This is a genomic window from Bradyrhizobium sp. TM239 (assembly GCF_036247985.1).
Lineage (GTDB): Bacteria > Pseudomonadota > Alphaproteobacteria > Rhizobiales > Xanthobacteraceae > Bradyrhizobium > Bradyrhizobium ottawaense.
Genome location: NZ_BTIR01000002.1, coordinates 217,071 through 239,844, shown reverse-complemented (window position 1 = coordinate 239,844; position 22,774 = coordinate 217,071). Strand labels below are relative to the sequence as shown.

At 65.1% G+C, this 22,774-nt stretch carries 25 protein-coding genes and 2 tRNA genes; 16 read left to right on the top strand and 11 right to left on the bottom strand.

What is annotated here, in order from left to right; all coding sequences use genetic code 11:
- Positions 1-224 precede the first annotated feature (224 nt).
- The 4 genes from folE (at position 225) to AABA84_RS05430 (ending at position 4,079) form a co-directional block, all read left to right on the top strand.
- Positions 225-917 (top strand): GTP cyclohydrolase I FolE, encoded by a 693-nt coding sequence (folE, locus tag AABA84_RS05445; RefSeq protein WP_212252022.1) that lies wholly within the window; start codon positions 225-227, stop codon positions 915-917.
- Positions 918-944: 27 nt separating this feature from the next.
- A complete protein-coding gene (gene hisI, locus AABA84_RS05440; RefSeq protein WP_212252020.1) occupies positions 945-1,367 on the top strand; it encodes a phosphoribosyl-AMP cyclohydrolase in 423 nt (140 codons plus the stop codon).
- A 186-nt stretch (positions 1,368-1,553) separates the two neighbouring features.
- Positions 1,554-2,615, top strand: coding sequence for a lytic transglycosylase domain-containing protein (locus tag AABA84_RS05435; protein ID WP_338311565.1), 1,062 nt, complete (start codon positions 1,554-1,556; stop codon positions 2,613-2,615).
- 288 nt (positions 2,616-2,903) lie between these two features.
- Positions 2,904-4,079 carry a DUF2336 domain-containing protein gene (locus tag AABA84_RS05430; protein ID WP_338311564.1) on the top strand — a complete coding sequence of 392 codons (1,176 nt, stop codon included), beginning with the start codon at positions 2,904-2,906 and terminating at the stop codon, positions 4,077-4,079.
- 152 nt (positions 4,080-4,231) lie between these two features.
- On the opposite strand, the gene AABA84_RS05425 is transcribed toward AABA84_RS05430, so the two are convergent.
- From AABA84_RS05425 to AABA84_RS05415, 3 genes are all read right to left on the bottom strand, one after another.
- Positions 4,232-4,810, bottom strand: coding sequence for an Hpt domain-containing protein (locus tag AABA84_RS05425; RefSeq protein WP_212252014.1), 579 nt, complete (start codon positions 4,808-4,810; stop codon positions 4,232-4,234).
- Positions 4,811-4,838: 28 nt separating this feature from the next.
- On the bottom strand, positions 4,839-5,384 hold the full coding sequence (locus AABA84_RS05420) for a response regulator (RefSeq protein ID WP_008549760.1): 546 nt from the start codon (positions 5,382-5,384) through the stop codon (positions 4,839-4,841).
- A gap of 98 nt (positions 5,385-5,482) precedes the next feature.
- Positions 5,483-6,262, bottom strand: a complete 780-nt coding sequence (locus AABA84_RS05415) for an NAD kinase (RefSeq protein ID WP_338311563.1) — start codon at positions 6,260-6,262, stop codon at positions 5,483-5,485.
- Between the two features lie 248 nt (positions 6,263-6,510).
- On the opposite strand from AABA84_RS05415, the gene AABA84_RS05410 reads away from it, so the two are divergent.
- Positions 6,511-8,079, top strand: a complete 1,569-nt coding sequence (locus AABA84_RS05410; RefSeq protein WP_338311562.1) for a S10 family peptidase — start codon at positions 6,511-6,513, stop codon at positions 8,077-8,079.
- On the opposite strand, the gene AABA84_RS05405 is transcribed toward AABA84_RS05410, so the two are convergent.
- Together AABA84_RS05405 and AABA84_RS05400 are read right to left on the bottom strand one after the other, a co-directional pair.
- The gene (locus tag AABA84_RS05405; protein ID WP_212252008.1) at positions 8,069-9,454 is read right to left on the bottom strand and encodes a serine hydrolase domain-containing protein; all 1,386 of its coding nucleotides are present in this window, start codon (positions 9,452-9,454) and stop codon (positions 8,069-8,071) included. The genes AABA84_RS05410 and AABA84_RS05405 overlap by 11 nt on opposite strands.
- A gap of 106 nt (positions 9,455-9,560) precedes the next feature.
- The gene (locus tag AABA84_RS05400; RefSeq protein WP_212252006.1) at positions 9,561-10,103 is read right to left on the bottom strand and encodes a tetratricopeptide repeat protein; all 543 of its coding nucleotides are present in this window, start codon (positions 10,101-10,103) and stop codon (positions 9,561-9,563) included.
- Positions 10,104-10,353: 250 nt separating this feature from the next.
- Here AABA84_RS05400 and AABA84_RS05395 point away from each other — a divergent pair, with 250 nt between their 5' ends.
- From AABA84_RS05395 to AABA84_RS05380, 4 genes are all read left to right on the top strand, one after another.
- Entirely contained in the window at positions 10,354-10,752 is a 399-nt protein-coding gene (locus tag AABA84_RS05395) for a His-rich protein BRANT (protein ID WP_212252004.1), read from the top strand.
- 215 nt (positions 10,753-10,967) lie between these two features.
- Positions 10,968-11,402 (top strand): hypothetical protein, encoded by a 435-nt coding sequence (locus AABA84_RS05390; RefSeq protein ID WP_179879913.1) that lies wholly within the window; start codon positions 10,968-10,970, stop codon positions 11,400-11,402.
- Positions 11,403-11,689: 287 nt separating this feature from the next.
- A complete protein-coding gene (locus tag AABA84_RS05385; protein ID WP_212252002.1) occupies positions 11,690-12,397 on the top strand; it encodes an outer membrane protein in 708 nt (235 codons plus the stop codon).
- A 250-nt stretch (positions 12,398-12,647) separates the two neighbouring features.
- On the top strand, positions 12,648-12,890 hold the full coding sequence (locus AABA84_RS05380) for a DUF6719 family protein (protein ID WP_038972370.1): 243 nt from the start codon (positions 12,648-12,650) through the stop codon (positions 12,888-12,890).
- A gap of 27 nt (positions 12,891-12,917) precedes the next feature.
- Here the strand turns inward: AABA84_RS05380 and AABA84_RS05375 are convergent, their stop codons facing one another.
- From AABA84_RS05375 to AABA84_RS05365, 3 genes are all read right to left on the bottom strand, one after another.
- Complete coding sequence (locus tag AABA84_RS05375; protein WP_028141090.1) at positions 12,918-13,172, bottom strand: hypothetical protein; 255 nt, start codon at positions 13,170-13,172, stop codon at positions 12,918-12,920.
- Between the two features lie 302 nt (positions 13,173-13,474).
- Positions 13,475-13,849 carry a hypothetical protein gene (locus AABA84_RS35030; RefSeq protein ID WP_212252112.1) on the bottom strand — a complete coding sequence of 125 codons (375 nt, stop codon included), beginning with the start codon at positions 13,847-13,849 and terminating at the stop codon, positions 13,475-13,477.
- Between the two features lie 267 nt (positions 13,850-14,116).
- Positions 14,117-14,317, bottom strand: a complete 201-nt coding sequence (locus AABA84_RS05365) for a hypothetical protein (protein WP_212252000.1) — start codon at positions 14,315-14,317, stop codon at positions 14,117-14,119.
- A gap of 254 nt (positions 14,318-14,571) precedes the next feature.
- On the opposite strand from AABA84_RS05365, the gene AABA84_RS05360 reads away from it, so the two are divergent.
- From AABA84_RS05360 to AABA84_RS05345, 4 genes are all read left to right on the top strand, one after another.
- On the top strand, positions 14,572-15,285 hold the full coding sequence (locus AABA84_RS05360) for a class I SAM-dependent methyltransferase (RefSeq protein WP_338311561.1): 714 nt from the start codon (positions 14,572-14,574) through the stop codon (positions 15,283-15,285).
- A 93-nt stretch (positions 15,286-15,378) separates the two neighbouring features.
- Positions 15,379-17,211, top strand: a complete 1,833-nt coding sequence (locus tag AABA84_RS05355) for an outer membrane protein assembly factor BamB family protein (protein WP_338311560.1) — start codon at positions 15,379-15,381, stop codon at positions 17,209-17,211.
- 199 nt (positions 17,212-17,410) lie between these two features.
- The gene (locus AABA84_RS05350) at positions 17,411-17,824 is read left to right on the top strand and encodes a GFA family protein (RefSeq protein WP_338311559.1); all 414 of its coding nucleotides are present in this window, start codon (positions 17,411-17,413) and stop codon (positions 17,822-17,824) included.
- Between the two features lie 864 nt (positions 17,825-18,688).
- Positions 18,689-19,291, top strand: coding sequence for a hypothetical protein (locus AABA84_RS05345; RefSeq protein WP_338311558.1), 603 nt, complete (start codon positions 18,689-18,691; stop codon positions 19,289-19,291).
- Between the two features lie 60 nt (positions 19,292-19,351).
- Here AABA84_RS05345 and AABA84_RS05340 read toward each other — a convergent pair.
- Together AABA84_RS05340 and AABA84_RS05335 are read right to left on the bottom strand one after the other, a co-directional pair.
- Positions 19,352-19,426, bottom strand: a tRNA-Thr gene (locus AABA84_RS05340).
- Positions 19,427-19,584: 158 nt separating this feature from the next.
- Positions 19,585-20,061, bottom strand: coding sequence for a hypothetical protein (locus AABA84_RS05335; RefSeq protein WP_212251993.1), 477 nt, complete (start codon positions 20,059-20,061; stop codon positions 19,585-19,587).
- Positions 20,062-20,342: 281 nt separating this feature from the next.
- Here AABA84_RS05335 and AABA84_RS05330 point away from each other — a divergent pair, with 281 nt between their 5' ends.
- The gene (locus tag AABA84_RS05330; RefSeq protein ID WP_338311557.1) at positions 20,343-20,834 is read left to right on the top strand and encodes a hypothetical protein; all 492 of its coding nucleotides are present in this window, start codon (positions 20,343-20,345) and stop codon (positions 20,832-20,834) included.
- A gap of 43 nt (positions 20,835-20,877) precedes the next feature.
- Entirely contained in the window at positions 20,878-21,357 is a 480-nt protein-coding gene (locus AABA84_RS05325) for a hypothetical protein (RefSeq protein ID WP_338306361.1), read from the top strand.
- 286 nt (positions 21,358-21,643) lie between these two features.
- Here the strand turns inward: AABA84_RS05325 and AABA84_RS05320 are convergent.
- Positions 21,644-21,729 (bottom strand) — tRNA-Tyr (locus tag AABA84_RS05320).
- Positions 21,730-21,935: 206 nt separating this feature from the next.
- Here AABA84_RS05320 and rlmB point away from each other — a divergent pair.
- Complete coding sequence (rlmB, locus tag AABA84_RS05315; RefSeq protein ID WP_338311556.1) at positions 21,936-22,763, top strand: 23S rRNA (guanosine(2251)-2'-O)-methyltransferase RlmB; 828 nt, start codon at positions 21,936-21,938, stop codon at positions 22,761-22,763.
- Positions 22,764-22,774: the final 11 nt, after the last annotated feature.

Sequence of the window (22,774 nt, the reverse complement as noted above, 5' to 3'; positions counted from 1 at the left end):
CAGCACTTCCGCATCGGATCGGCCTTGGCGGGCGCCGTCCACGGTCCTATATAGGGTCGGAACTGGCGGAAAAACAGTCCAGCGGCGGTGGCCATAGGCCATGCGGCCGACGTGAGAGGTGAGGGCCTATTCGCCAAGTTCAACTGTTCTCTTCAGGCGTCCGGCGGCATGCCGCCCCGTCTGCCGGTGACACTCCGGCCGTAAGGCCGTCGAACGGAGTCGATATGGACGCTACCATCAAACCCATCCGCCCCAACAAGGTCTCCGACCGGCAGCCCGAGAGCCGCCCGGCCGAGCTTGACCCTGCCGAATTCCTCGCGGCCGCCGTCCGCGCCGACCAGCCGCGCCCGGCGCGCGCCGAGGCGGAAGCGGCGGTGAAGACGCTGCTCGCCTATATCGGCGAGAATACCGAGCGCGAGGGTCTGCTCGACACGCCGCGCCGCGTGGTCGAAGCCTTTGACGAGCTCTATCAGGGCTATCACCAGTGCCCGGCCGAGGTGCTCGACCGCACCTTTGGCGAGACCGCGGGCTATGACGATTTCGTCCTGGTGCGCGACATCGAATTCACCTCGCAGTGCGAGCATCACATGATGCCGTTCTACGGCAAGGCGCACATCGCCTATACGCCGGTGGAACGTGTTGTCGGCCTGTCCAAGCTTGCGCGCCTCACCGACATCTTCGCCCGCAGGCTCCAGACCCAGGAGCATCTGACGGCGCAGATCGCGGCTGCGATCGACGAGGTCCTCAAGCCGCGCGGCGTTGCGGTGCTGATCGAGGCCGAGCATACCTGCATGTCGGTGCGCGGCGTCGCCAAGCATGGCGCCTCCACCTTCACCAGCCGCTTCACCGGCATGTTCCGCGACAATCCGGCGGAGCAGGCCCGTTTCCTGTCCCTGGTGCGAGGCCTGCAGCGCTGACCTCGCGAATAGATCGGCGAGGTCGTCGTGTCCGCCCATTCCCATGAGATCGAGGAAGGCCTGTCCTTCCAGCCGCGCTTCGACGCGAGCGGGCTCGTGACCTGCGTGGCGACCGACGTCGCCACCGGTGACGTGCTCATGGTCGCGCACATGAACGAGGAGGCGCTGCGCAAGACGATCGCGACCGGCGAGGCCTGGTACTTCAGCCGCTCGCGCAATGCCTTGTGGCGAAAAGGTGAGACCTCGGGTCAGACCCAGCGCGTGGTCGAGATGCGCACCGATTGCGATCAGGACGCAGTCTGGATCCGTGTCGAGCAGATCGGCGCGGCCTGCCACACCGGGCGGCGATCCTGCTTCTATCGCAAGGTCGAGGCCGAGGGCGGGGGAGCGAAGCTGGTCTTCGCCGATGCCGAGCGGCTGTTTGATCCGAACGCGGTCTACAAGAAGTAACCTGCTGTCATTCCGGGGCGCGCGCAGCGCGAGCCCGGAATCCATCGCAAGGCATCACGCGCGGCTCAATGGATTCCGGGCTCGCACCTGCGGTGCGCCCCGGAATGACGCGGGGCGGGCGGGGAGAGCCCAATTAACCCCGCATTAACCATACCTGTCCCACGGTGAGACGATCGGGCGTCCGAATTGCCGGCGCCGCTCAACGCCGCGCGGGGCGGGCACTTCATCATGTCGGTCGACAATTCCAGTGCCACGCAGACGGCGGTTCTCGATCCGTCGCGGGCGCGCGTCGCCGGTGCGATCAAGCAGGCCTCGAATGTTTCAGGCGTCAGCTTCCAGTACATGCTGACCACCGCCAAGATGGAATCGGATTTCGATCCCACCGCGGGAGCCACCACGTCATCCGCGCACGGGCTCTACCAGTTCATCGACCAGACCTGGCTCGGCACGGTGAAGGAGGCGGGCCCCCAGCTCGGCTACGGCAATTATGCCAACGCGATCTCCAGGACCACGTCGGGCGGCTACACCGTCGACGATCCCGCGATGAAGCGGTCGATCATGAAGCTCCGCGACGATCCGGAGGCCGCTTCCAGCATGGCCGCGGCGCTGACGCAGTCGAACAGCTTCAAGCTGACGGGCCTGCTCGGGCGCAGGCCGAGCGACAGCGAACTCTACATGGCGCATTTCATGGGCGTCGGCGGCGCCGCGAAACTGATCGCCAATGCCGAGGATAATCCGCAAGCGGTCGGCGCGCGGCTGTTTCCCAATGCGGCATCCGCCAACCGTTCGATCTTCTACGCCAGGGACGGACGCGCCCGCAGCGTCTCCGAAGTCTATTCGGTGCTGGACGCGCGCTATGCCAGCGCGGCCAATTCGAAAACGACCCGCAGCGCGATGGCGATGTATGGCGGGACGCCGTCGACCACCGAGGTTGCGAGCGCGAGCGGCGTGCAGCCCACCGCGCCCGTCATCGACAACGCCGCCTATCTCCAGACCTTCCCGAACACACGCGCGGTGACGCCCGTCAGTGCGACGTCGCCGACCACGGTCGCGGACAGTGCCCCGACCACGCCGGTGTTTCGTTCGATCTATCAGCCCGGCGATGCCACGCAGCCGGTCTCGACCACGGTGCAGAAATTGTGGGGCAACAACGCCTCGCTGACGTCCGTCGCCTCAGCGACGCCAGATGTGCGTCCGCCGCAGCCGCTCGATCTGTTCAGCGATCGCAGCGGCACGTTCTCGAGCTAATCGAGGTCTCGCGTCCCGGACGCGCCGCAGCGTGAAACGCTGCTGCGCGGAGCCGTGAACCCATGCCGCAGCAAATCTTCCTGTCGGAAATGGATCCCGGTTCAGCAGCGCATCACATCGTGCTGCGCTGCGTCCGGCGCACGCGAGCCGAGGCGCCTTTGTTCCCTTAACAAATCATCAATAAAACCAGCCAGTTATGGTGAACGCTTTGTTAAGCGTCGTGGTTTATTTTGTGTTGCAGGTGACGAGCCGTCACCATTTTCGTTTGTTGTGTAAGCCGGAAGCAGCATGATTGTTCGGCAGTTCATCAATTGGATCAGGACGGCGCCCGCCGGCGAGCGGGCCGAGGCCACACGGGCGTTGGCCCGGGCCTGGCTGATCTCGGACCTTTCGACAGACGACCGCATCGCCGCCGAAGGCGCGCTTCTGATGCAGCTCGACGATCCCTCGCCGCTGGTGCGGCAGGCGATGGCCGAGGCTTTTGCGCGCAGCCTTGATGCGCCGGCATCGATCGTGCGGGCGCTGTCGGCGGACCAGCCGACCGTGGCGCTGCCCGTGCTCGAACATTCCCCGCTGCTGATCGACGCCGATCTCGTCGACATCGTCGCGACCGGCAATGACGAGGTGCAATGCGCGGTCGCGCGCCGGATCGCGCTGCCGGTCTCGGTCTGCGCCGCCATCGCCGAAGTCGGCTGCGCGGCGGCCGCGCTGGAGCTGATCGAAAATCCCCATGCCGAGCTTGCGCCGTTCTCCTGGGACCGCATCGTCGAGCGTCACGGCCATCTCGCCGCGATCCGCGAGGCGATGCTGGTGCTGGACGATCTGCCGGCAGCAACCCGCGCCGCGCTGGTGGCGAAACTCTCCGAGACGCTGGCGCAGTTCGTCGTGGCGCGGAACTGGCTCAGCGCCGACCGGGCCGAACGCATCGCGCTCGAGGCGCGCGACCGCTCCACCATGAATATCGCATCGCGCTCGCGCGGCGAGGACATGCAGGGCCTGGTGCGGCACCTGCGCATCACCGGCCAGCTCACGGCGGGTCTCATCTTGCGCGCGCTGTTGTCGAGCAATCTCGACCTGTTCGACGCGGCGCTGGCTGAGCTCGCCGACCTGCCGCTGGCGCGCGTCACCGCGCTGCTGCACGACCGCGGCGGCAACAGCCTGCAGGCGCTGCTCCGGCGCGCCGGGCTTCCCGAGCCGACGTTCGCGGCATTCCAGGTGGCGCTCGATGCCTGCCACGAGCAGGGCTTCGTCGACAGCGACGACGGCGCTGTGCGGCTGCGCCGGCGCATGGTCGAGCGCGTGCTCACCCATTGCGAGACCGACCGCGGCGTCACCGAGCCGCTGATGGTCCTGCTCCGCCGCTTCGCCACCGAGTCGGCGCGGGAGGAGGCAAGGCTGTTCTGCGACGAGCTGGTCGCGGACGAGGCGATCGATCCGGTCTATGACGATCTGATTGCCGCATAGCGAGCTGCCGTAGGGTGGGTTAGCCTTGCGGCTGCGCGAAGCGCAGCTCGCAGGCTAACCCAGCTCTTTGCTTTCCACGCAAACAGAGAAGTGGTGGGTTACGCTACGCTAACCCACCCTACGATTCTGATCGTGGTGATAGAGCCGAACCCTTACTCCGTCGGCGCGATGCTCGGCGCCAGGATCACTTCGAGATGCTCGGGGCGGTCGCGATTGACATGGGCGAGATAGTCGTCGGCGACCTTGCGCAGGCGGCGGCTGAGCTCGGCGGAGACGCTGATGCTGTCGAGCTTGGTATTCTCGTGCACGATGGCGAGGATGGCGTTGATGTGGTGCGTGAACAGTTCGGCCGGCACCTTTTCCAGATCAGGCGCGTGCTCGATGACGCGGCACAGGCTTTCGGCGATTCCGGCCGCGGCCGGATAGCCGAAGGTCGCGGCGTCGCCCTTGATGTCGTGCGCGGCGCGGAACAGCTCGTCGCGCCGCTCCTTGGTGAAGCCGTCGTTGCGGATGGCGACATAGGCGGCCGACAGACGATTGACCTCGGTCGTCATCCAGTCCTTGAACTCGCCGGACAGGCCCGCGAGCGCCTGCTCGGCGCGGCCGATCGGATCGTCCATGTCCTTGTCTTCGACCCGGCGCAGGACTTTCCGCAGCGGGTTGGGCTGCGTGATGATTTGATGCGTGGCGAAGGCCGTGACCTCGATGTCCTTTGCGCTGTTCTTCGCCATGATGCCTGCCTCGTCTGAAGACGTTGCGCTAGATGGATGAGCGGGCCTTGTCGAGCAGCGAGGGCTGCTGCAGCACCTCGTGCTTTTCGCCGACGCGGCGCTCGGGGCCCATATAGGCAGAGTTGGTGTTGCGGCGCCGGTCCGGCCCGAAATAGGTCTTGGTCTTGATGAAGGGGCGGGGATTGGCGACGACGTTGAGGATGCGCTGATAGAGCCCCTTGGCCGAGATCGGCTTGGCCAGGAATTCGGTGACGCCGGCATCGCGCGCCACCGTGACGCGGCGCTTCTCCGAATGACCGGTCAGCATGATGATCGGTGCGTAGGGGTTGCCCTTGGATTCCGGCTGCCGGATCATCTGCGCGAGCTCGAGCCCGTCGAAGATCGGCATGGCCCAGTCGGTGATGACGATGTCGGGCACGTAATGGCTGTACATTTCCAGCGCGGTGGCGCCGTCCTCGGCTTCATAGACCTCGCGCGCGCCGAACGAATGCAGCAGCGTGCGCAGGATGCGGCGCATGTGCGGATTGTCGTCGCAGACGAGGAAGCGCAGCTTGTTGAAATCGATTCGGAACATGACGCCTGGGCCAGAGCGGTCAACCTTCGTTAACCATATCGTGGCGAGGGTTAACGAAGGGTTGCGACCGGGCTCCCGCAGCGCGCGGGGGCAGGGGCTCAGTAGCCGAACTGCTCGCGCAAAATGCGTTCTTCCAGGCTGTGGCCGGGGTCGAACAGCATGCGCATCGAGATGCTCTTGTCGGACAGGATCTCGACGCGCCGGACCCTGCGTACCTCCTCATGGTCGGCGACGGCCGCGACCGGGCGCTTGTCGTCCTCCAGCACGTCGATCACGACATATGCGGTGTTGGGCAGCAGGGCGCCGCGCCAGCGGCGTGGACGGAAGGCGCTGATCGGGGTCAGCGCCAGAAGGGCGGCGTTGATCGGCAGGATCGGTCCCTGCGCCGACAGATTGTAGGCCGTCGAGCCGGCCGGCGTCGCCACGATGATGCCGTCGGCGATCAGCTCGGGCATGCGCTCGCGCTCGTCGATCAGGATCCGCAGGCGCGCCGCCTGGGAGGTCTGCCGGAACAGGTAAACCTCGTTGATGGCGTGGTGCAGATGGACGCGATCGTTGACGTCGGTTGCGCGCATCAGGAGCGGATTGATCTCGGATTCATGCGCCGCCTCGAGCCGCGCGCGCAGATCATGCGTCGAGTATTCGTTCATCAGGAAGCCGACGGTGCCGCGATGCATGCCGTAGATCGGCTTTCCCGTGTGCATGTTCTGGTGCAGCGTCTGCAGCATCAGCCCGTCGCCGCCGAGCGCGACCACGATGTCGGCGTCCTTGGGGTCGCAATTGCCATAGTCCCTGGTGAGCTGGCTGAAGGCGGCCTGCGCCTCGCTGCTGGGGCTGGCGACGAAGGCGATGCGGTCGTATCGCTGGGGCTTGGTCATGGCTTGTCGGGCAGGCCGCTGGCTGGAGGAAGTTCCGCCGGGCTCGTCTATACGAGGTGGGCCTGCATTGTCGAGGATGACCGGGTCTCAAGGCAAACGGGCGATTGTCGATCCGGAGAACAAAACGGGTCGATTTGAGCCCGCCGAGGCGCCTTGCGCGCCATCGGACCGGCGATCCCGCAAACCGTCGCAATTCCTCGCTAGCTTCGATGCGCGCCGGCTATGACAGCCGGGCAGGGAGAACGATCATGCTCACGATCCTGTCGGCGCTGCGCCGCGCGGCCCTGGTGCTGGCCGTGTCAGCTTTCGCGTTCGCAAACGTTGTGCGCGCGGATGATCCGCCGCAGCCGCGCTCCGAGGCGGCATCGCCGGCCGGACAGAAGGGTGGGCGCGCCGCCAATCCGCAAAGCGCGACGCAGGCCTCGCCGTCCGCGGCCGAGCCGCACCGTCTCCCCTCGGATTCCACCACGAAGCAGACGCTGGATCTGCCCGGCCGCACCCTCAATTTCGCCGCGACCGCCGGCTCCATCCGGGTGTTCGACGGCAAGGGCGAGCCGCTGGCCGACATCGCCTATACGTCCTACCAGCTCGACGGCGCCGACCGTGCCACGCGCCCGGTCACGTTCCTGTTCAATGGCGGGCCCGGCGCGTCCTCGGCGTGGCTCCAGTTCGGGGCTGCCGGTCCATGGCGGCTGCCGCTGGATGGCGAAGCGCTGTCGCCCTCAGCCTCGCCCGAGGTGAAGCCGAACGCGGAGACCTGGCTCGATTTCACCGATCTCGTCTTCATCGATCCCGTCAGCACCGGCTACAGCCGCTTCATTGCGAGCGGCGAGGACGCGCGAAAATCCTTCTACTCCGTCGACGGCGACGTCAACGCGATCGCGCTGGTGATCCGCCGCTGGCTCGAGAAGCACGACCGGCTGACCTCGCCGAAATACGTCGCGGGGGAAAGCTATGGCGGCATTCGCGGGCCGAAGGTGGTGCGCCAGTTGCAACTCCAGCACGGCGTCGGCGTCAAAGGCCTGATCCTGGTATCGCCGCTATTGGATTTCCGCGAGTTCACCGGCACCAGCCTCCTGCAATATGTCGCGACCTTGCCGAGCTATGTGGCGGTGGCGCGCGAGGCCAAAGGGCCGGTCAAGCGCGCCGATCTCGCCGACGTCGAGGCCTACGCGCGCGGCGAATTCCTGGCCGACCTCGTCAAGGGCGAGGCGGACAAGGAGGCGACCAATCGGCTTGCCGACAGGGTCGCCGCGCTCACCGGCATCGACCAGGCGGTGAGCCGCCGGCTCGCCGGCCGTTTCGACGTCGGTGAGTTCCGCCGCGAATTTGACCGCAAGAACGGCAAGGTGACGGGACGTTACGATGCCTCCGTGCGCGGCTTCGATCCCTATCCGGATTCCAGCAGCTCGCGGTTCGGCGACCCCTCGGGCGATGCGCTCCAGGCGCCGCTGACGAGCGCCGCGGTCGACGTGCTCTCGCGCAAGCTCAACTGGCGGCCCGACGGCTCCTATGAAGTGCTCAACGGCGCAGTGGAAGGTCACTGGGATTTCGGCCGCGGCATCAACCCGCCGCAATCGGTGTCCGAGCTGCGCCAGATCCTCGCCACCGATGCCAAGCTGAACGTGCTGGTCGCGCACGGCCTGTTCGACCTTGCCACGCCCTATTTCGGAACGAAGCGGGTGCTCGACCAGATGCCGGCCTTCGCAACGCAGCGCGTGAAGTTCGTGGTCTATCCCGGCGGCCACATGTTCTATTCGCAAGGCGGCTCGCGGCAGGCGTTTCGCAGCGAGGTCGAGGCGCTGATCAGGGAGTAGGCCGGCGCTTGCGCGGCGGATAGCGGCGGGCGATCTCCTTCGCCACGGCGCTCGCCGGCTTGAGGTTGGCGCCGGCGATCCAGACCTCGCTGATCCTGCCGCGCTTGTCGCGGATCCGTCGCACCGGCTCGCCATGGCTGGAATAGCCGGCAGCCCAGGCGAGCTTGCCGGTGTCGCGGCCGGTGACCTCGATCTCGGCGGCATCCATGAACGGATTGATGAATTGCGGATTGGCGACGAGCACGCGGTTGCCCGCGGGGACGAGGTCGCTCGCGCCCCAGATCGTCCACCAGCGGCCGGTCCAGTCGCGCAGGCGCCGGTCGGCCGTGCCGCGCGTCCTGAACACGCGCAAGATCTGCATCGCGCCGTCCATCCAGAGCGGCGCCGCGCCGTCGATGGAGTTGCTGAGGATGCTGATCGTGAGCTCGCAAGCGGGGATGGCGCAGGTCCGGGAGATGTAGCCCTGAAAGCCGCCGCCATGGCCGAACCAGTCCCAGCCGTCGGTCTTGCCGGCATTGACGCCGAGCCCGTAATAGCCCTCGAAGTTCTGCGGGATGCGCCAATGATGTCGCGTCATCTCGCGGCGGCTCGCGACTGAGAGCACGCTCTTCTTCGCATTGGGCGCAAGCTGCGCGAAGAAGCGTGCGGTGTCGCCGGCCGTCGCAACGAAGCCTGCGGCGGACGCCATCGCGTGCGCGGGATTGTCGCCGGGGATCACGCATCGTTCGCCGAACGGCAGCTTCCGCGTATGGCCGCGCGCGAACGATGCGCCCTTGGGCAGCGGCGCGTCCGGCTCGCTCTCGCGCAGGCCCGCAGCCTCGATGATCTCGCGCTTGATCCAGGCGGAGTAGGGCTGCTTCGTCACCGCTTCGATGACGAGGCCGAGCAGGCCAAAGCCGTGATTGGAATATTTGAAGCGGGTGCCGGGCTCGATCGCGGTCGGCAGCTTCAATTCCGCGAGCAACTCTTTCGCGTCGAGATAGGAACGGCGGTCGATGAACTGTCCGGAATCGGCGCCGTCGCGCGTCAACCCGGCGCTGTGCGAGAGCACCTGCGCGATCGTCGTCTCGGCGACGCGCGGATGCAGCCCGCCGACATGTTGGCCGATCGGATCGTCGAGCCGGAGCTTGCGCTGCTCGCGCAGCTTCATGATGCCGGCCGAGGTGAAGCTCTTGGAATGGGAGGCGATGCGGAAGCGGTGGCGTGGGGTGAGCTTCTCGCCGGTGTCGAGATTTGCAAGGCCGAACGCATGCTCGGCGACGATCTCGCCACGATGGGCGAATGCGACGATGACGCCTGGCTGTTGGATTGTCGTCAGTTGGAATTCGATCCAGGAGCCGATGTAGTCGATCGCGGATCGCAGCCACGGGTCCATTGCACACCAATTTACTGGGAAAATCGATGCGAGAGGCTAGCCGAGAAAGCCGAACGGGCACAACCGAAAGGTTGTGCCCGTCCGCGAGGTCAAAGATGCGATTGTCTTAGTAGACGAGCGTCGCGCCGGTCGGCTTGTCGAGCGCCGTGGCAAGCGAGCGATACTCGGAGCTGTCGGTGCCGGCGAGCGAGGCGATCTTGTTCAGATGATACTGCGCCTGTTCGCGGTTGCCCTGCTCGAGCTGCCAGAGGCCGTAATACTGCCAGGTGCGGACGTGGTTCGGATCGTCCTTCAGCGCCAGCTCGTAATAGACCTTCGACGACTGGTAGTCGCCGAGCTTGCGATAGGAGTAGCCGATCAGATTGGCGACGTCGGCGACGTCGTCGCGCCCCAGCGACTTCAACTGACCGATCGCACCGGTGTAGTCGTGGTTGTCGTAGATCGCAGTGTAGGCGGTGCGGTAGGCGGCGAGGAATTTGGGATCGCTGACGGAGGAGCTCTTCTTCTTGCCCTTCTTGGACGAGGAGTCCGATTTCGGCGGCGAGGAGGGCTCGTCACTGCCGGCGGCATAGGCGCTGGACAGCACCGGCGCGGCCGCCAGCGACATGGCGACCAATCCCGGCACGACAAGCATTGAGAGTTTGCGCATCTAAATTCTCCCGTATGGAACGTGGCGATCCTACACGATTGCCCGAAGACCGGAACACCCGTCTGGCGAAAACATTCCCGCTTCGCCCGATCTATTCGCCCGGGCGCGGATGACAAACTTGTCATCGAGATGAACGGAAGCCTGCAAGGGGCTTCAGACCGGGTTCAGCGCGCCACCCCTAGGCTCCCACCCACGATCGAAGGGTAGGCGACAGGGCGCCGCCTCGAGATCCTTCCAAGAGGAGACCACCATGTTGAAGACCATTTCCGCAGCTTTGCTCGCAGCTTCCGTGATCGCAGCCCCGGCCTTCGCTGCCGAGGCCGGCAAGACCACAACGGCCCCGGTGATCAAGGCGGACCAGAGCCAGACCAAGGCCTCGACCACCGCCGCGAAACCGGACACCGGCGTCAAGGCCGATGCCAAGACCGATGCCAAGACCGATGCCAAGACCGATGCGAAGGCCGGCGACGTCAAGGCGGACGCCAAGGTGGATACCAAGTCGAAGGCGTTGAATGCCAACGCCGCGGTCACGTCCGACGAGCACAAGACCGTGCGCACCCATCGCCACCACCACAAGCATCTGTCGGCGAAGAAGCTGAAGGCGCAGCCTGACGTGACCAAGCCGCTGGCCACCGACAAGCGCAGCTAGCGTCTGATCCGGCGCGGCGGCACCGTGCATTGCCCGCCGCCGCATACGGACTTCAGGCCCGTCCCGGCGCCTGTGCGAAAGCGCAGACGCCGGCGGCGGGGCGGCGCGTTGTCCGCCAGGCCTTGCGAGCGGGCCTTGCCAGCAGGACTGAATTCCCTTTGCGCGACCTTGCGGCTAGAACGTCCCCCTAATCTGTTCGAGCGGGAGCGGGATCTGTGGGGCGATTGGCGAAACGTGCGGCGAGCTTGGCATCGGTCCTGCTATTGCCGCTGGCGCTCGCGGCATGTTTCGGCAGCGACGGTGACCGTCCGACCATCATCGGTGGGACCCAGGCCGGAGGCCCGCAGCCGTTTCCCGACAATTTCCGCGGCGACATTCTGGCCCTGATGCGCACCTATCTGAACAACCCGGTCGGCGTGCGCGAGGCCAGCATGGCCGAGCCGGTCCAGCGCGAGGTCGGCGGCCGGCAGTTCTATGTGAGCTGTCTGCACTTCACCCCGCGCGAGACCGACGGCAGCTACAAGGCCATGCGGGAACGCGCTGTGATCTTCGTCAACGGACGAGCGGACCGCGTCGTCGACCGCACGAGCGAGCTCTGCGCCGGCGCGGTTTACGTACCCTTTCCGGAACTGGAAAAGATGACGCGGTAGCGCAAAGTCCGCCTTCATCGCCTGGTGCTAGAACGATCAGGGCCGGAGCTGCCGGATCACATTTCGGGGAGCTTTGAACGGGGTGGTTTGACCTCGCGACAAATTGTTACGGCAGGCCCTGCGCAGGCGGCAAAAACAGTCGGTGCAGGACGACGTGACGGAACAAAATCGCGTTGTTGCCCCTCCGTCACAGTTACGAGCGATCAACGTTCCGGCATCGCCGCGAAGCAACCCAATTCACGCCACGTTGTTTCCTGAGTGTCGTAAATGAAAGAACGGGGATGATCATGAAATCGATTTTGCTGGGTGCTGCCGCTCTGCTTGCGCTGGCCGCGCCGGCTGCAGCCGCGGATATGCAGCCGCGCACCTACGCCAAGGCCCCGGCCTATACGCCGCCGCAGCTGATCTACAACTGGACCGGTTTCTACATCGGCGGCCATGTCGGCGGCGCGTTTGCCGGCGACAGCAGCTTCCAGTCCAGCGACGCCCGCTTCCTCGGCGGCGTGCAGGGCGGCTTCGACTACCAGTTCGCGCCCAACTGGGTGGTGGGTATCGAGGCCCAGTATTCCTGGCTGCCGACCAACAACAACGGTGTCACGTTCCCGGCGGGCACGCAGGTGACCTCCAATACCGACCAGCTCGGGTCGGTGACCGGCCGCATCGGCTACACCTGGGGTCCGACGCTGCTCTACGCCAAGGGCGGTTACGCCTGGCGCAATGGCGGCCTGGGCGTCAATGTCGCAGGCGTGCCGCAGGGCTTCACCACCACCGGCAACAGCAAGGACGGCTACACCGTCGGCGCCGGCCTCGAATACATGTTCGCGCCGAACTGGTCGGCCAAGGCCGAGTACCAATACTACAATTTCGGCAGCACCACCTTCACCTCCGGTCCGGCCGACATCGTCGGCGTTCGCGGCCGGGAGGACGAGCATACCGTCAAGGTCGGTGTGAACTACCGCTTCGGCTGGGGCGGTCCGGCAGCCTCGCGCTACTGACGCTCCAACGCGACCACGCTCTGACAAAGGCCGGCTCCGCCGGCCTTTCGTTTGTCAGCCTCTTGCCTGCCGGCCCCATGTTTGCTTTGCGTGAACCATCTGGCGCGTCATTTGCAGGAAAACATTCCGGCGGGCGCCTTCTCACGCGCGTCATGGGACTTGGGTAAAGCAAAAATAATTTTTGCCGCTTACGGAACTCGCGCTCCGGAAAGCGTTATATGAGAATTACCGGGCTGGTGGGACGACGGACATGCGTATCTTGGTGTCGGCGGTGGTGCTCTCGTGCTTTGTCTGCCTGCCGTGCTCTGCACAGACAATCCTCAAATCCGAGCCTCTGATGCTCGCACCTTACGAGGTGGCCTTCGTCAAGGACGCGTCCTGCCCGTCGGGCAAGGTGCTCAAGGTCACCGGCGCGATCCGCGGGCTGCATCGCCGCAAGGCCTGCGTGGCGCTGGCCGGTGAGCAGGCCTCGCTGGCAACCGCAACGCCCTGACCGCTTTGCGGCTTCCGCCGCCAGACCTCACGAATTCAGCTCGAGCTCCATCGTCGACTGGCGGTCGGCCTCGGCCTTGTTTTGGGCGGGGTCCTCACCCTGGGCGACCCGGCAGGGCTTGATCTCGTAGTCGTTGTCGAGCACCCGGCGTGGCCCGGGACGCTCCTCGTCGGCGCTGATATCCACGACCAGACCGCTCCGATACGCGAGCTTCCAGACGTCGGATTCGCTCGGATAGGCCTTGCTGATCTGGGCGTCGTTGCAGAACAAGGCGTAGGGCATTCTTCCCGCTCCCGGAAAACGCGTTAACGACCTCACGGCCCGCCGGTTCCGGGCGGCGGGCGATCACGGGGCCGTGATCCAGGCTGCCGGGCCTTGAGTCCTTAACGAGTCCTGAATCGCGAAAAAAAGAATCCTTGGGACTCGTTTGGCGGAATCAGCGGATGTTTTCCGCCATGACGAGCGACCTGAAGACCTCCTGCGGGCACATGCTCCTGCCGCTGACGCTGGCGTTATTCGGCGCCTGCGCGGCCAATCTTTGGCTGGTGTGGTCCTGGCTGTAGGCCCTCTGACGGGAGGCGGCCTTATTTTTTGGCCGATGGGCCGGAGGCGTCGTGGATGGCGGCGCGCAATCTGGTCAGGGTTTCGGCACAATATTCCTCGCGCTCGCGCTCGAACCGCTCCTGATGCTTGCGGAAATTGGCGATGCGGGCCTGCATCTCGGTGCGGAAATCACCGATCGCCCGCGCTGGCGGCAGAGGAGTGGGCGGGGGCGGTACCGGAGCTTGCGCCAGCTCGATCTCGACTGCGGCGGCCTCCACGGCAACGAGCTCGACCGCGATTGTGGTGGCAACCTGGGTCCCTTCCGGCTGAAGGACATCATCCTTCCTGCCGGTCACCGATTGGACGAAGGCCAGTGTCTGCGCGATCAGCGCGTCGCGTTCCACGATCCATTTCATGATCCACCTCAGCCGGCCCATTCCAGCAAAGCGGCCGTGCCGAATCAAGGCGGTAAACAAGGGATTGCATATTTTTCCCGGTCGCCCGAAAATAGGCAGATGGATTCCGGAGAAGAACGTTCGGACGAAGTAGAGGGCCTGAGGCTCATCCGCGCGTTTCTGTCGCTGCCGCCCGACAAGCGGGCGGAGGTGATCGCGTTCGTGGAGGAATTGGCGCGTGCGCATGGCCGGCCCGATGAGGGCAAGGCGGCGTCGCCGAGGTGAGCGCTATCGCTCGCGCGGATTGACGTTGGGCTCGAACGGCGCGCCGACCACCCGGACCGGTGTCTGAACCGATGTCCGGGTGACGTCGATCACGGCTGTCTCTGCGACCAGCTTTTCGGGGGCCGGCCCAGGCAGCGGCGCGAACAACGTCAATGTGCCGGCCACGGCGGCGCAGCACAGCGTCACCGTCGCCAGCAGAAACATGTTTCGGTTTTCTTCCCTGATCCGCATGGGCCGACAACGATTGAGGGCAGGGCTCGGTTCCCCGTCTGCCGCGCCGACTACGCCCTCTATGGTGCCAGCAGGAAACCGAGCATGAACACGAACAGCACGACCGTCATGATAACGGCCGTCACCGCGCCAGCGACGATTTTGGCCTTCTCTCTCGGAGTGGTCGAGCGCATCGGACGCGAGTATAGCTCGTCTGCACCGGAATCTCGACCTCCGAGTCCGATCCCATGATCTCCAATCGTCCTGCCGTCCTCGCCCACGAACGCTTCGTCGCCGACCGCGACAATTTCGCGAGCCTCGATCTTGCCGCAAGGTTCGAGCGGATCGAGCGGACGAACCTCTGGGGCGCTGCCGGCTCGGTGTCGGGCCTCGGCTCCGAGGACCCCGCGACCGCCGCGATCCGGGACGCGCTTCCTTCGCTGCTGCAACAGCTCAGCGCGCGCTCGCTGCTCGATGCGCCCTGCGGCGACGCCGGCTGGATCGGCCGCATCAAGCTCGATCTCGATTACACCGGCATCGACATCGTGCCGTCGCTGATCGAGACCAACAACGCGCGTGCGGCGCGCGGCGAATTGGCCGGCCGATTCCTGGTGGCCGATATCACGCGCGATGCACTGCCGCGCGCCGATCTGATCCTGTGCCGGGACTGCCTGGTGCATCTGAGCTTTCAGAACATCGCCAGCGCCATCGCCCGCTTTCGCCAGAGCGGCGCGCAATTCCTGCTCGTCACGACGTTTCCGGAGTGGGAGGATAATTGCGATTGCGAGGATGGCGACTGGCGCGCGCTCAACATGACGAAGGCGCCGTTCGACTGGCCGGTGCCGCGCGCGCTGATCGACGAGCGCTGCGAGGAGGGCGATGGCGGCTGGCGCGACAAGAGCCTCGGGCTCTGGCGGCTGGATGAGTTGCCGGATCGCGTCCGCACGGCCACGGATGTGTGACAGCTGCGGGCGGAACGTCCATTGCGTCCGTAATCGCCCCGGCGATAGACTTCGGGTTGTGTCGCGATCTCCTGTCGCATGCCGGAGCCCACCATGAGAGCACGTGCTGTCCTGGCCGCGTTGTTGATCTGGTGCAGCGCGCCGGCGCTGGCACAGCAGGAGGGCGCAGCGCTCTATGCGACGCATTGCGCGCAATGCCACGACGGCGATGCGCAGAGCCGCGTGCCGGGCCGCGGCGCCATGCAGGCGATGTCGTTCGATCATGTGCTGGCGGCGTTGACCTCCGGCAGCATGGTGGGGATGGCAAAGGATCGCAGCGACGCGGAACGCCGCGCGATAGCGTCCTTCGTCACCGGCAAGATCGCGACCGGCGCCGTTGCGGCCGACGCGGAAGGCCGCTGCGCGCAACAGGCCAGCGGCTTCCCGCAAGCCCTCGACGGTCCGCGCTGGAACGGATGGGGCGTGGACACCGGCAACAGCCGCTTCCAGCCGGCCGACATGGCGGGGCTGATGGCGGAGCAGGTGCCGCGTCTGCGGTTGAAATGGGCTTATGCATTCCCCGGCGCCTCGGTGTCGTTTGCGCCGCCGACCATCGTGGGCGGAATGCTGTTCATCGGCGGCACCGATCGCAAGGTGCACGCGCTCGACGCGCGCAGCGGCTGCACGCTGTGGACGCTGGCGATCGATGCGGCGGTGCGCGCCGCGATCAGCTTTGCGCCACTTCCAGGCTCCGACCAGTTCGCGATCTTCTTCGGCGATTTGCGCGCCAACGCCTATGCCGTGAACGCGCTGACCGGCGCGCTGATCTGGAAGACGAAGGTCGAGGAGCATGCCGCCGCGCGCATCACCGGCGCGCCGACGCTGCATTCCGGCGTGCTCTACGTGCCGGTGTCCTCGATCGAGGAAGCGGCCGGCTCGCAAGCCAGTTACGAATGCTGCACCTTCCGCGGCAGCGTGGTGGCGCTGGACGCCGCGACCGGCAAGCTGGTCTGGCAGGCCTATACGATTCCGGAAGTGCCGCATCCGACCGGCAAGAATGTCAGGGGCACGCAGCTGTTCGGTCCGTCGGGCGCTGCGATCTGGTCGGCGCCGACGATCGATGCGAAGCGGGGCGCCGTCTATGTAGCGACCAGCAATTCCTACTCGAACCCGCCGGCGGCGACCGCTGATGCGATCCTCGCTTTCGAGCTTGCGACCGGGAAGCTGCTCTGGAAGCAGCAGGCCACGCCCAAGGATGCCTTTGTCGTGGCGTGCTTCACTGCGGACAAGTCCAATTGTCCGGAGGATCCAGGACCCGATCACGATTTCGGCCAGTCGCCGATCCTCGTCACCTTGCGCGACGGCCGGCGCGTGCTCGTCATCGCGCAGAAATCCGGCGTCGTGCACGCGCTCGATCCTGACGACAGCGGCAAGATCCTGTGGCAGACCAGGATCGGGAAGGGCGGTGCGCTCGGTGGCAGCGAATGGGGTTCGGCCGCGGACGGCGAGCGCATCTATGTCGCCAACTCCGACGTGCGCTTTATGCGTGACGGCACGCGGCAACTCGATCCCACGCAAGGCGGCGGCCTGTTCGGCCTCGACCTCGCCAGTGGCAAGATCGCGATGGAAGTGCCGCCGGTCGCCTGCGGCGACCGCCCCAAATGCAGCCCCGCGCTCTCGGCGGCGGTGAGCCTGATCCCGGGCGTGGTGTTCTCCGGCGGCGTCAGCGGCTTCCTGCGCGCCTACGCCACCGATGGCAAGCTGCTCTGGGAGTTCGACACCGCGCAGGATTTCAAGGCCGTGAACGGCGTCCCCGCCCATGGCGGCGCCATCGATGGCCCCGGGCCCGTCATCGCCGGCGGCATGCTCTACACCAATTCCGGCTACGGCCAATGGAGCGGCGTCGCCGGCAACGTGCTGCTGGCGTTCGAGGTCGGACCGGAGTGACGACTTTGCCGCCGTGTCCCGGACGCGCAGCAACGCGCCTCTCGCGTTGCTGCGCAGAGCCGGGACCCAGAGAGCGGCACGGTGGAATGCGGCGCGATAGGCCCCGGCTCTGCAGCGCATCGCCGAAGGGGCGCTGCACTGCGTCCGGGGCACGGGCCGCCCTTTCAATTCGCATCCGTCCAGAGGGAGGGCATATTCGATGATCGATGCCAGATGCAGCTGCGGTGCTCTGTCGCTGTCGCTGCCGGGACCATCGCGCCTCGTCGTCGCCTGTCATTGCCTCGACTGTCAGCGTCGAACCGGCGCGCCGTTCGGCGTCGGTGTCTTCTATCCCGCGGACGCCGTCACGATTTCCGGAACGCCACAGCAATATGTCCGGACAGCCGCGAGCGGCGGCAAGGTCCGCAATTATTTCTGTCCTGACTGCGGCTCGACGGTCTATTGGCAGGCCGACAATCTGCCAGGGATGATCGGCGTCGCCATCGGCGCGATCGCAGATCCGGATTTTCCACCGCCGATCAGATCGGTGTTCGAGCAGTCGAAACATGGCTGGGTGGAGATGTCAGGTGCCGAGCACTTTCAGCAAGGCAGCGTGGCAAAGCGGTCGCGCTGAGACCCGGGCGCTCGGGCGCTGCAGTCTGCAACTCCTGCTGGATCGGCGATTCGCCGTCCATAAGGCCGAGCCCAAGTTCGCGCCGAAGTATCCACCAAAAAGTTGGGTTATCAACATGGCGCGAATCACCCAAGCAAAAGTTATCCACCGCTCAAGTCCGCGACAATAAAGCTGAATTTCTCGAAATGTGGAAGCTGTTCACAGGTTGTGAGGGACTGCAGCAGACTCTTGCGCCGGAGTCACGTTCTGCACCATGTTCGGAGCCGGATGATGTTTGTCGAGAACACCATCCGACGCCTGGAGGAGGCCCGAAGGTCTCCGACCGAACACCGTAGGTTTTCGCTCTCCTCAGGCATCCTGTCAATCACTGCGCGATGTCGTCTCGCGCCACGATGGAGGCTTGCCTTGAAGACCTTTTCGAAAGTCCGCCGCTTCATTGCCCGCAACTGGAAGTTCTTGGTACAGGTCGGCGTCAACATTCTGACGGTGATGCACAAGTGATGGCAGCAACGCCGTAGGCGCGATTGTCATTCGCAACGACCTCAAACAGCGTGCTCTCGGCAGACGGACGCAACCAGACCGCTCTTGTTCTTGGCTTCCAGTAGGTATCGGGGCCGCTGCAAGCGACGAGTAGTGCGATCATGTTCGTTTCTTTTCGCTCGCCCATTTTTGGCCTTCTGGCGCCGCATGAATCATGGCAGCAATCGTAGATTGTTGTCACGCTGATGAAATTCATTGAATTGATAGGGAGTGATTATGAAGAGGTTTCGGCTTCGCTCGCTGGTGACCCCGGTAGCCATGCTCGGATGTGCTGCATTGCTCGCATGGTACGCGACTTACCTCTCGTCAACATCAAGCGATAACATGTCGAAGATGATCCGGTTTACGCTCATTTGCTTCGTGGTGTTGCACTTCGCGTATTTCGCTTGCCAGCTCGTCACCGACGACATTTCCCTCAAAATTGTGGATTACATCTATCTCTCTATCGCCCTAGGCAGCCTCGGCGCGTTCTTGGACGTTCAAAGTGCTGCCCTCAGGTTCGATACATTCGACTACATGCCTCAGCATGTCGCGAAGCTTGAGGAGCTATACCGAAACTGCCCCAACAATCCCGCGGTGCACGATACACTTCCCGGTTGTCAGTGGCAGGGCGAGACCTTGGGCTATATGCGCAGTGGGGGCTACGTTCACGCTGTGATCAAACATAAGCTTGATAACTATGAGAATAACAAAGCGGAGCTTGCCCGCCTGCATGGAGTCTTTTTCAATGAGGTAGCATCTGCCTACCAAGCGATGGACGAGGCTTATAAGAGATTTGGTGTGAATCCCAATGAGTGGGAGCAGCTGAGCTGGAAGCTTTACTTCGTCTATCTCTTTGCCATCGGCGCCGTCATGCGCATAGGAAAGGTTTCGGCCGAGCTCTTCGATTGGAAGGCGAAAGCTCTGTCCATCGTCGAGGCCTCTTGATCACTGGCCAGGAAACGAAGGGCTGTACCCACAAGACGCAATGGCCGGTAGTTGCGAAGCTGGTGCCGGCTGAGGGGATTGAACCCCCGACCTTCGGTTTACAAAACCGCTGCTCTACCGCTGAGCTAAGCCGGCGACGCGGGCAGGACCGGCATGGGCCGGGGCTGTCCACCCGTTGCGCGCCGCAATACCAGACTTGATCGAAAAGTGCCAGAACCCGAAAGGTGATCGCCGCCAGACATGAATCAGGCGGCCCTGAAGGCCGCCTGATGTCTCGTTCGACTTGGACCGCCTTACTGGCAGAGATGCCGGCGGCCGTCTTCGCCCTTGAACCAGGTGCCGGGCGTGCAGACGAAGCCGTTACGCTGGGCGTAGGTGCGGGTGTCCCAGCCACGATTGTCCCAGCCGCGGTTGTCCCACGAATTATCGTACGCGTAGGAATTGTCCCAGGCGCGGAACGGCGCTGAGGCAATCGCGCCGGCGGTGCCGATCGCGGCGCCGGCTACGCCGGCCGCGACGTCGGTCGGCCAGAAGCCGGTGCGGCTCCTGTTCCAGTCGTTATTCCAGTCGCCATTGGTCTGACGATAGGACACGCGGCGATGGCGGTATCCGCTATCGGTGTACGGATTTCCGGGGCCGAGATTCTGGCAATTGGCGTTGGGGAATTGCGCCGAGCAGCGGCCAGGATTGGTGACGACGGCCTGCGCCATGGCAGAGCCTGCCAGCATGGTCGCCGCAATCGCCGTCGCTCCAAGAAGTTTGATGTTCATGGTTGTTGGCTCCCATTTTGTTGACGGGGGCTAAACGCTTGCGGCGCCGGACGTTCCGAAGAAACGGTGGATTTCGCCAGCAAACGGTCAAACGGATGTGAGCGCACGGCGCGGTTCCGTGCGGCGGAGCCATACGCCGTTAACGCTTCGCTCATTCGCTTTGCAGCATTTGAGCGGCGCGCAATCCTTACACATTAGGCTTACCGGAATTTGGTGAGCGGGCCTTAACCCTCTCTGCGTCGCGATCGGGTAGGTTGCCGCCGCATAACCGGGATCCCCTCATGCGCGCTGTCGCGCTCGCTGCCTTTCTGATCGGATTGCCCGCGACGGCGCTTGCCGGCGAAGGCTTCGATATCGTCGTGCCCGGCCGTCCCGGCGTGCCGATCATCATCAACAACATCGACGCGTCCTATGCCGTGGTCGAGGGCACCTGGGGTCTTGGCAAGAACCAGCAGGTGCAGCCCACCATCTATGGCGGGCGCTATGTCGCCGAGCGGCAGCCTGCCGATGTCGGCCATTATTATCCGACGATGGGCCTGCGGCCCGGCTACGGCCGGCTCGAGGTCGAGCCGCCCGCGAACCGGAAATTGCCGAAGCCCGCCGAGAGCTACCATCAGAGCTGGGGCGCGCAATCGGCGCCGCTGCCGCCGCAGATGGACGCGCCCGTCGATGCGCCGCCGGTGATCCTCGCGCCTGAGATCAACGATCGTCCGCGGCCACCGCGACCGCGACCGCGGCCGCATGTCCAAGTCCCCGGCAAGCCGCCGGGTTAAGAAACGTCAAAATCCAACAAACGGAAATCAACAGGAGAGAGTAATGCGTCAAATGATTTCGGGACTGGTTGCGGCGGCTGCCGTGATGTTCGTCGCCACGGCACCCGCCGCGGCGTGCGGCTTCAACCCGTGCCAGCCAGTCGCGCCGGTCTATTCCGGCTGCAACACCGGTTGCGGCGGCTACGGCTACGGCTATGGCGCCTATGAGCGTCTCGCCGAGCCGACCACGCAGTATTATCACGTCAACCAGGGCCCGACCTATACCGGCCCGGGCGCCTTCGCGCCGTATCCGACCTATCGTGAAGACGCGGTGGTCGCGCCCGCCAATTACGGCTACGGCTATCGCGCCGCCGTGGCTCCCTATCACCGCCCGTACTACCGTCCGTACCGCTACGGTTACGGCCCGCGCTACGGCTATCTGCCGCGCGTGCACTACGGCCATGGTCCGCGCTACGGCTATGCCCACCGGCACGCGCCGGCGCCGTACTACGGCGGCCACCGCGTGCTGCGCCGCTACTACTGATCTCTGATCGCTTGAGCTAAAGAGACGCCCGTTCGCGCGATGCGGACGGGCGTTTTGCTTTTCTGATTATGTGCGGGCGCGATCAATCAGGTCATTAGCCCGCCTACGCCTGACGGCTACGGCGTGGCAGCCTTCGCTCGCTTCGCTGAATGATGATCTGGATTGGCCTGCCTAGCCGTAGTTGGCGTTGCCTCAGTCCGTCTTCGCCCTACGGGCTTCGCCGGACACCACGCTTCACCCTTCGGCATCACGTGGCTGCGCCACGCGTAGCCCGAAGGGTGAAGCGTGGTGGGGGAGGCAGGACTCGAACCTGCGAAGCCATGAGGCGGCTGATTTACAGTCAGCTCCCTTTGCCACTCGGGACACTCCCCCGCTCGACGGCAGCACAATCGGGCCGGACCTTGCCGGCGACCGAAGACGGCCATGGAACGTGAAGGCCGCGACAGCCCGGATGGGGGCGCGACCGGGCGCGGTTATGGGCGATCCGGTGGGGCAAAGTCAACCGAGGCGAACAGCTAAAATCGCCGTCGAAGCCACCCAAATTGCCATATTCCGGCACCCGTGACACAAGCGAGCCCATGAAGGATCGAAAATTCACCCCCAGGGGCCCCCGCGGCGGGGCTAAGCCCTTCAACAGGCCCGGGAAATCGGCCGGCCGGCCGGCCTGGCGCGACCGCGATTCGCATACCGACGGGCCGGTCATCCTCTATGGCTGGCACACCGTGACCATGGCCCTGGCCAACCCGGAGCGGCGGATCCGCAAGCTGACGCTGACCGAGAACGCCGCGAAGCGGCTTGCGGACGAGAATATCGAAACCCGCGTCACCCCCGAGATCGTCCGGCCCCAGGAGATCGACCGTCTGCTCTCGCCCGATGCCGTGCACCAGGGCCTGCTTGCCGAGGCCGATCCTCTGCCCTCGCCTGACATCGAGGCCTTGAAGCAAGAAGGCATGGTGCTGGTGCTCGACCAGATCACCGACCCGCACAATGTCGGTGCGATCCTGCGCTCCGCCGCAGCGTTCGCGGTGAAGGCGATCGTCACCACTGCGCGCCACAGCCCGGAAGCCACCGGCGTGCTCGCCAAGGCCGCCTCCGGCGCGCTGGAGCTGGTGCCTGTTGTGACCGTGCAGAACCTCGCTCGCGCGCTGACCACGCTGAACGAAATCGGCTTCCAGACCGTCGGGCTGGACAGCGAAGGCAGCGCGGATCTCAGCGACGTTGCGCTGCGCGAGCCGCTCGCGCTGGTGCTCGGGGCCGAAGGCAAGGGTCTGCGGCAATTGACCCGCGAGACCTGCAGCGTCGTGGCGCGGCTCGACATGCCCGGCGAGATCAAGAGCCTCAACGTCTCCAACGCCGCCGTGCTCTCGCTCTATGTCGGCGCGAGCCGGCTCGGGCTGATGAAGTAGGCGGCTGCCTC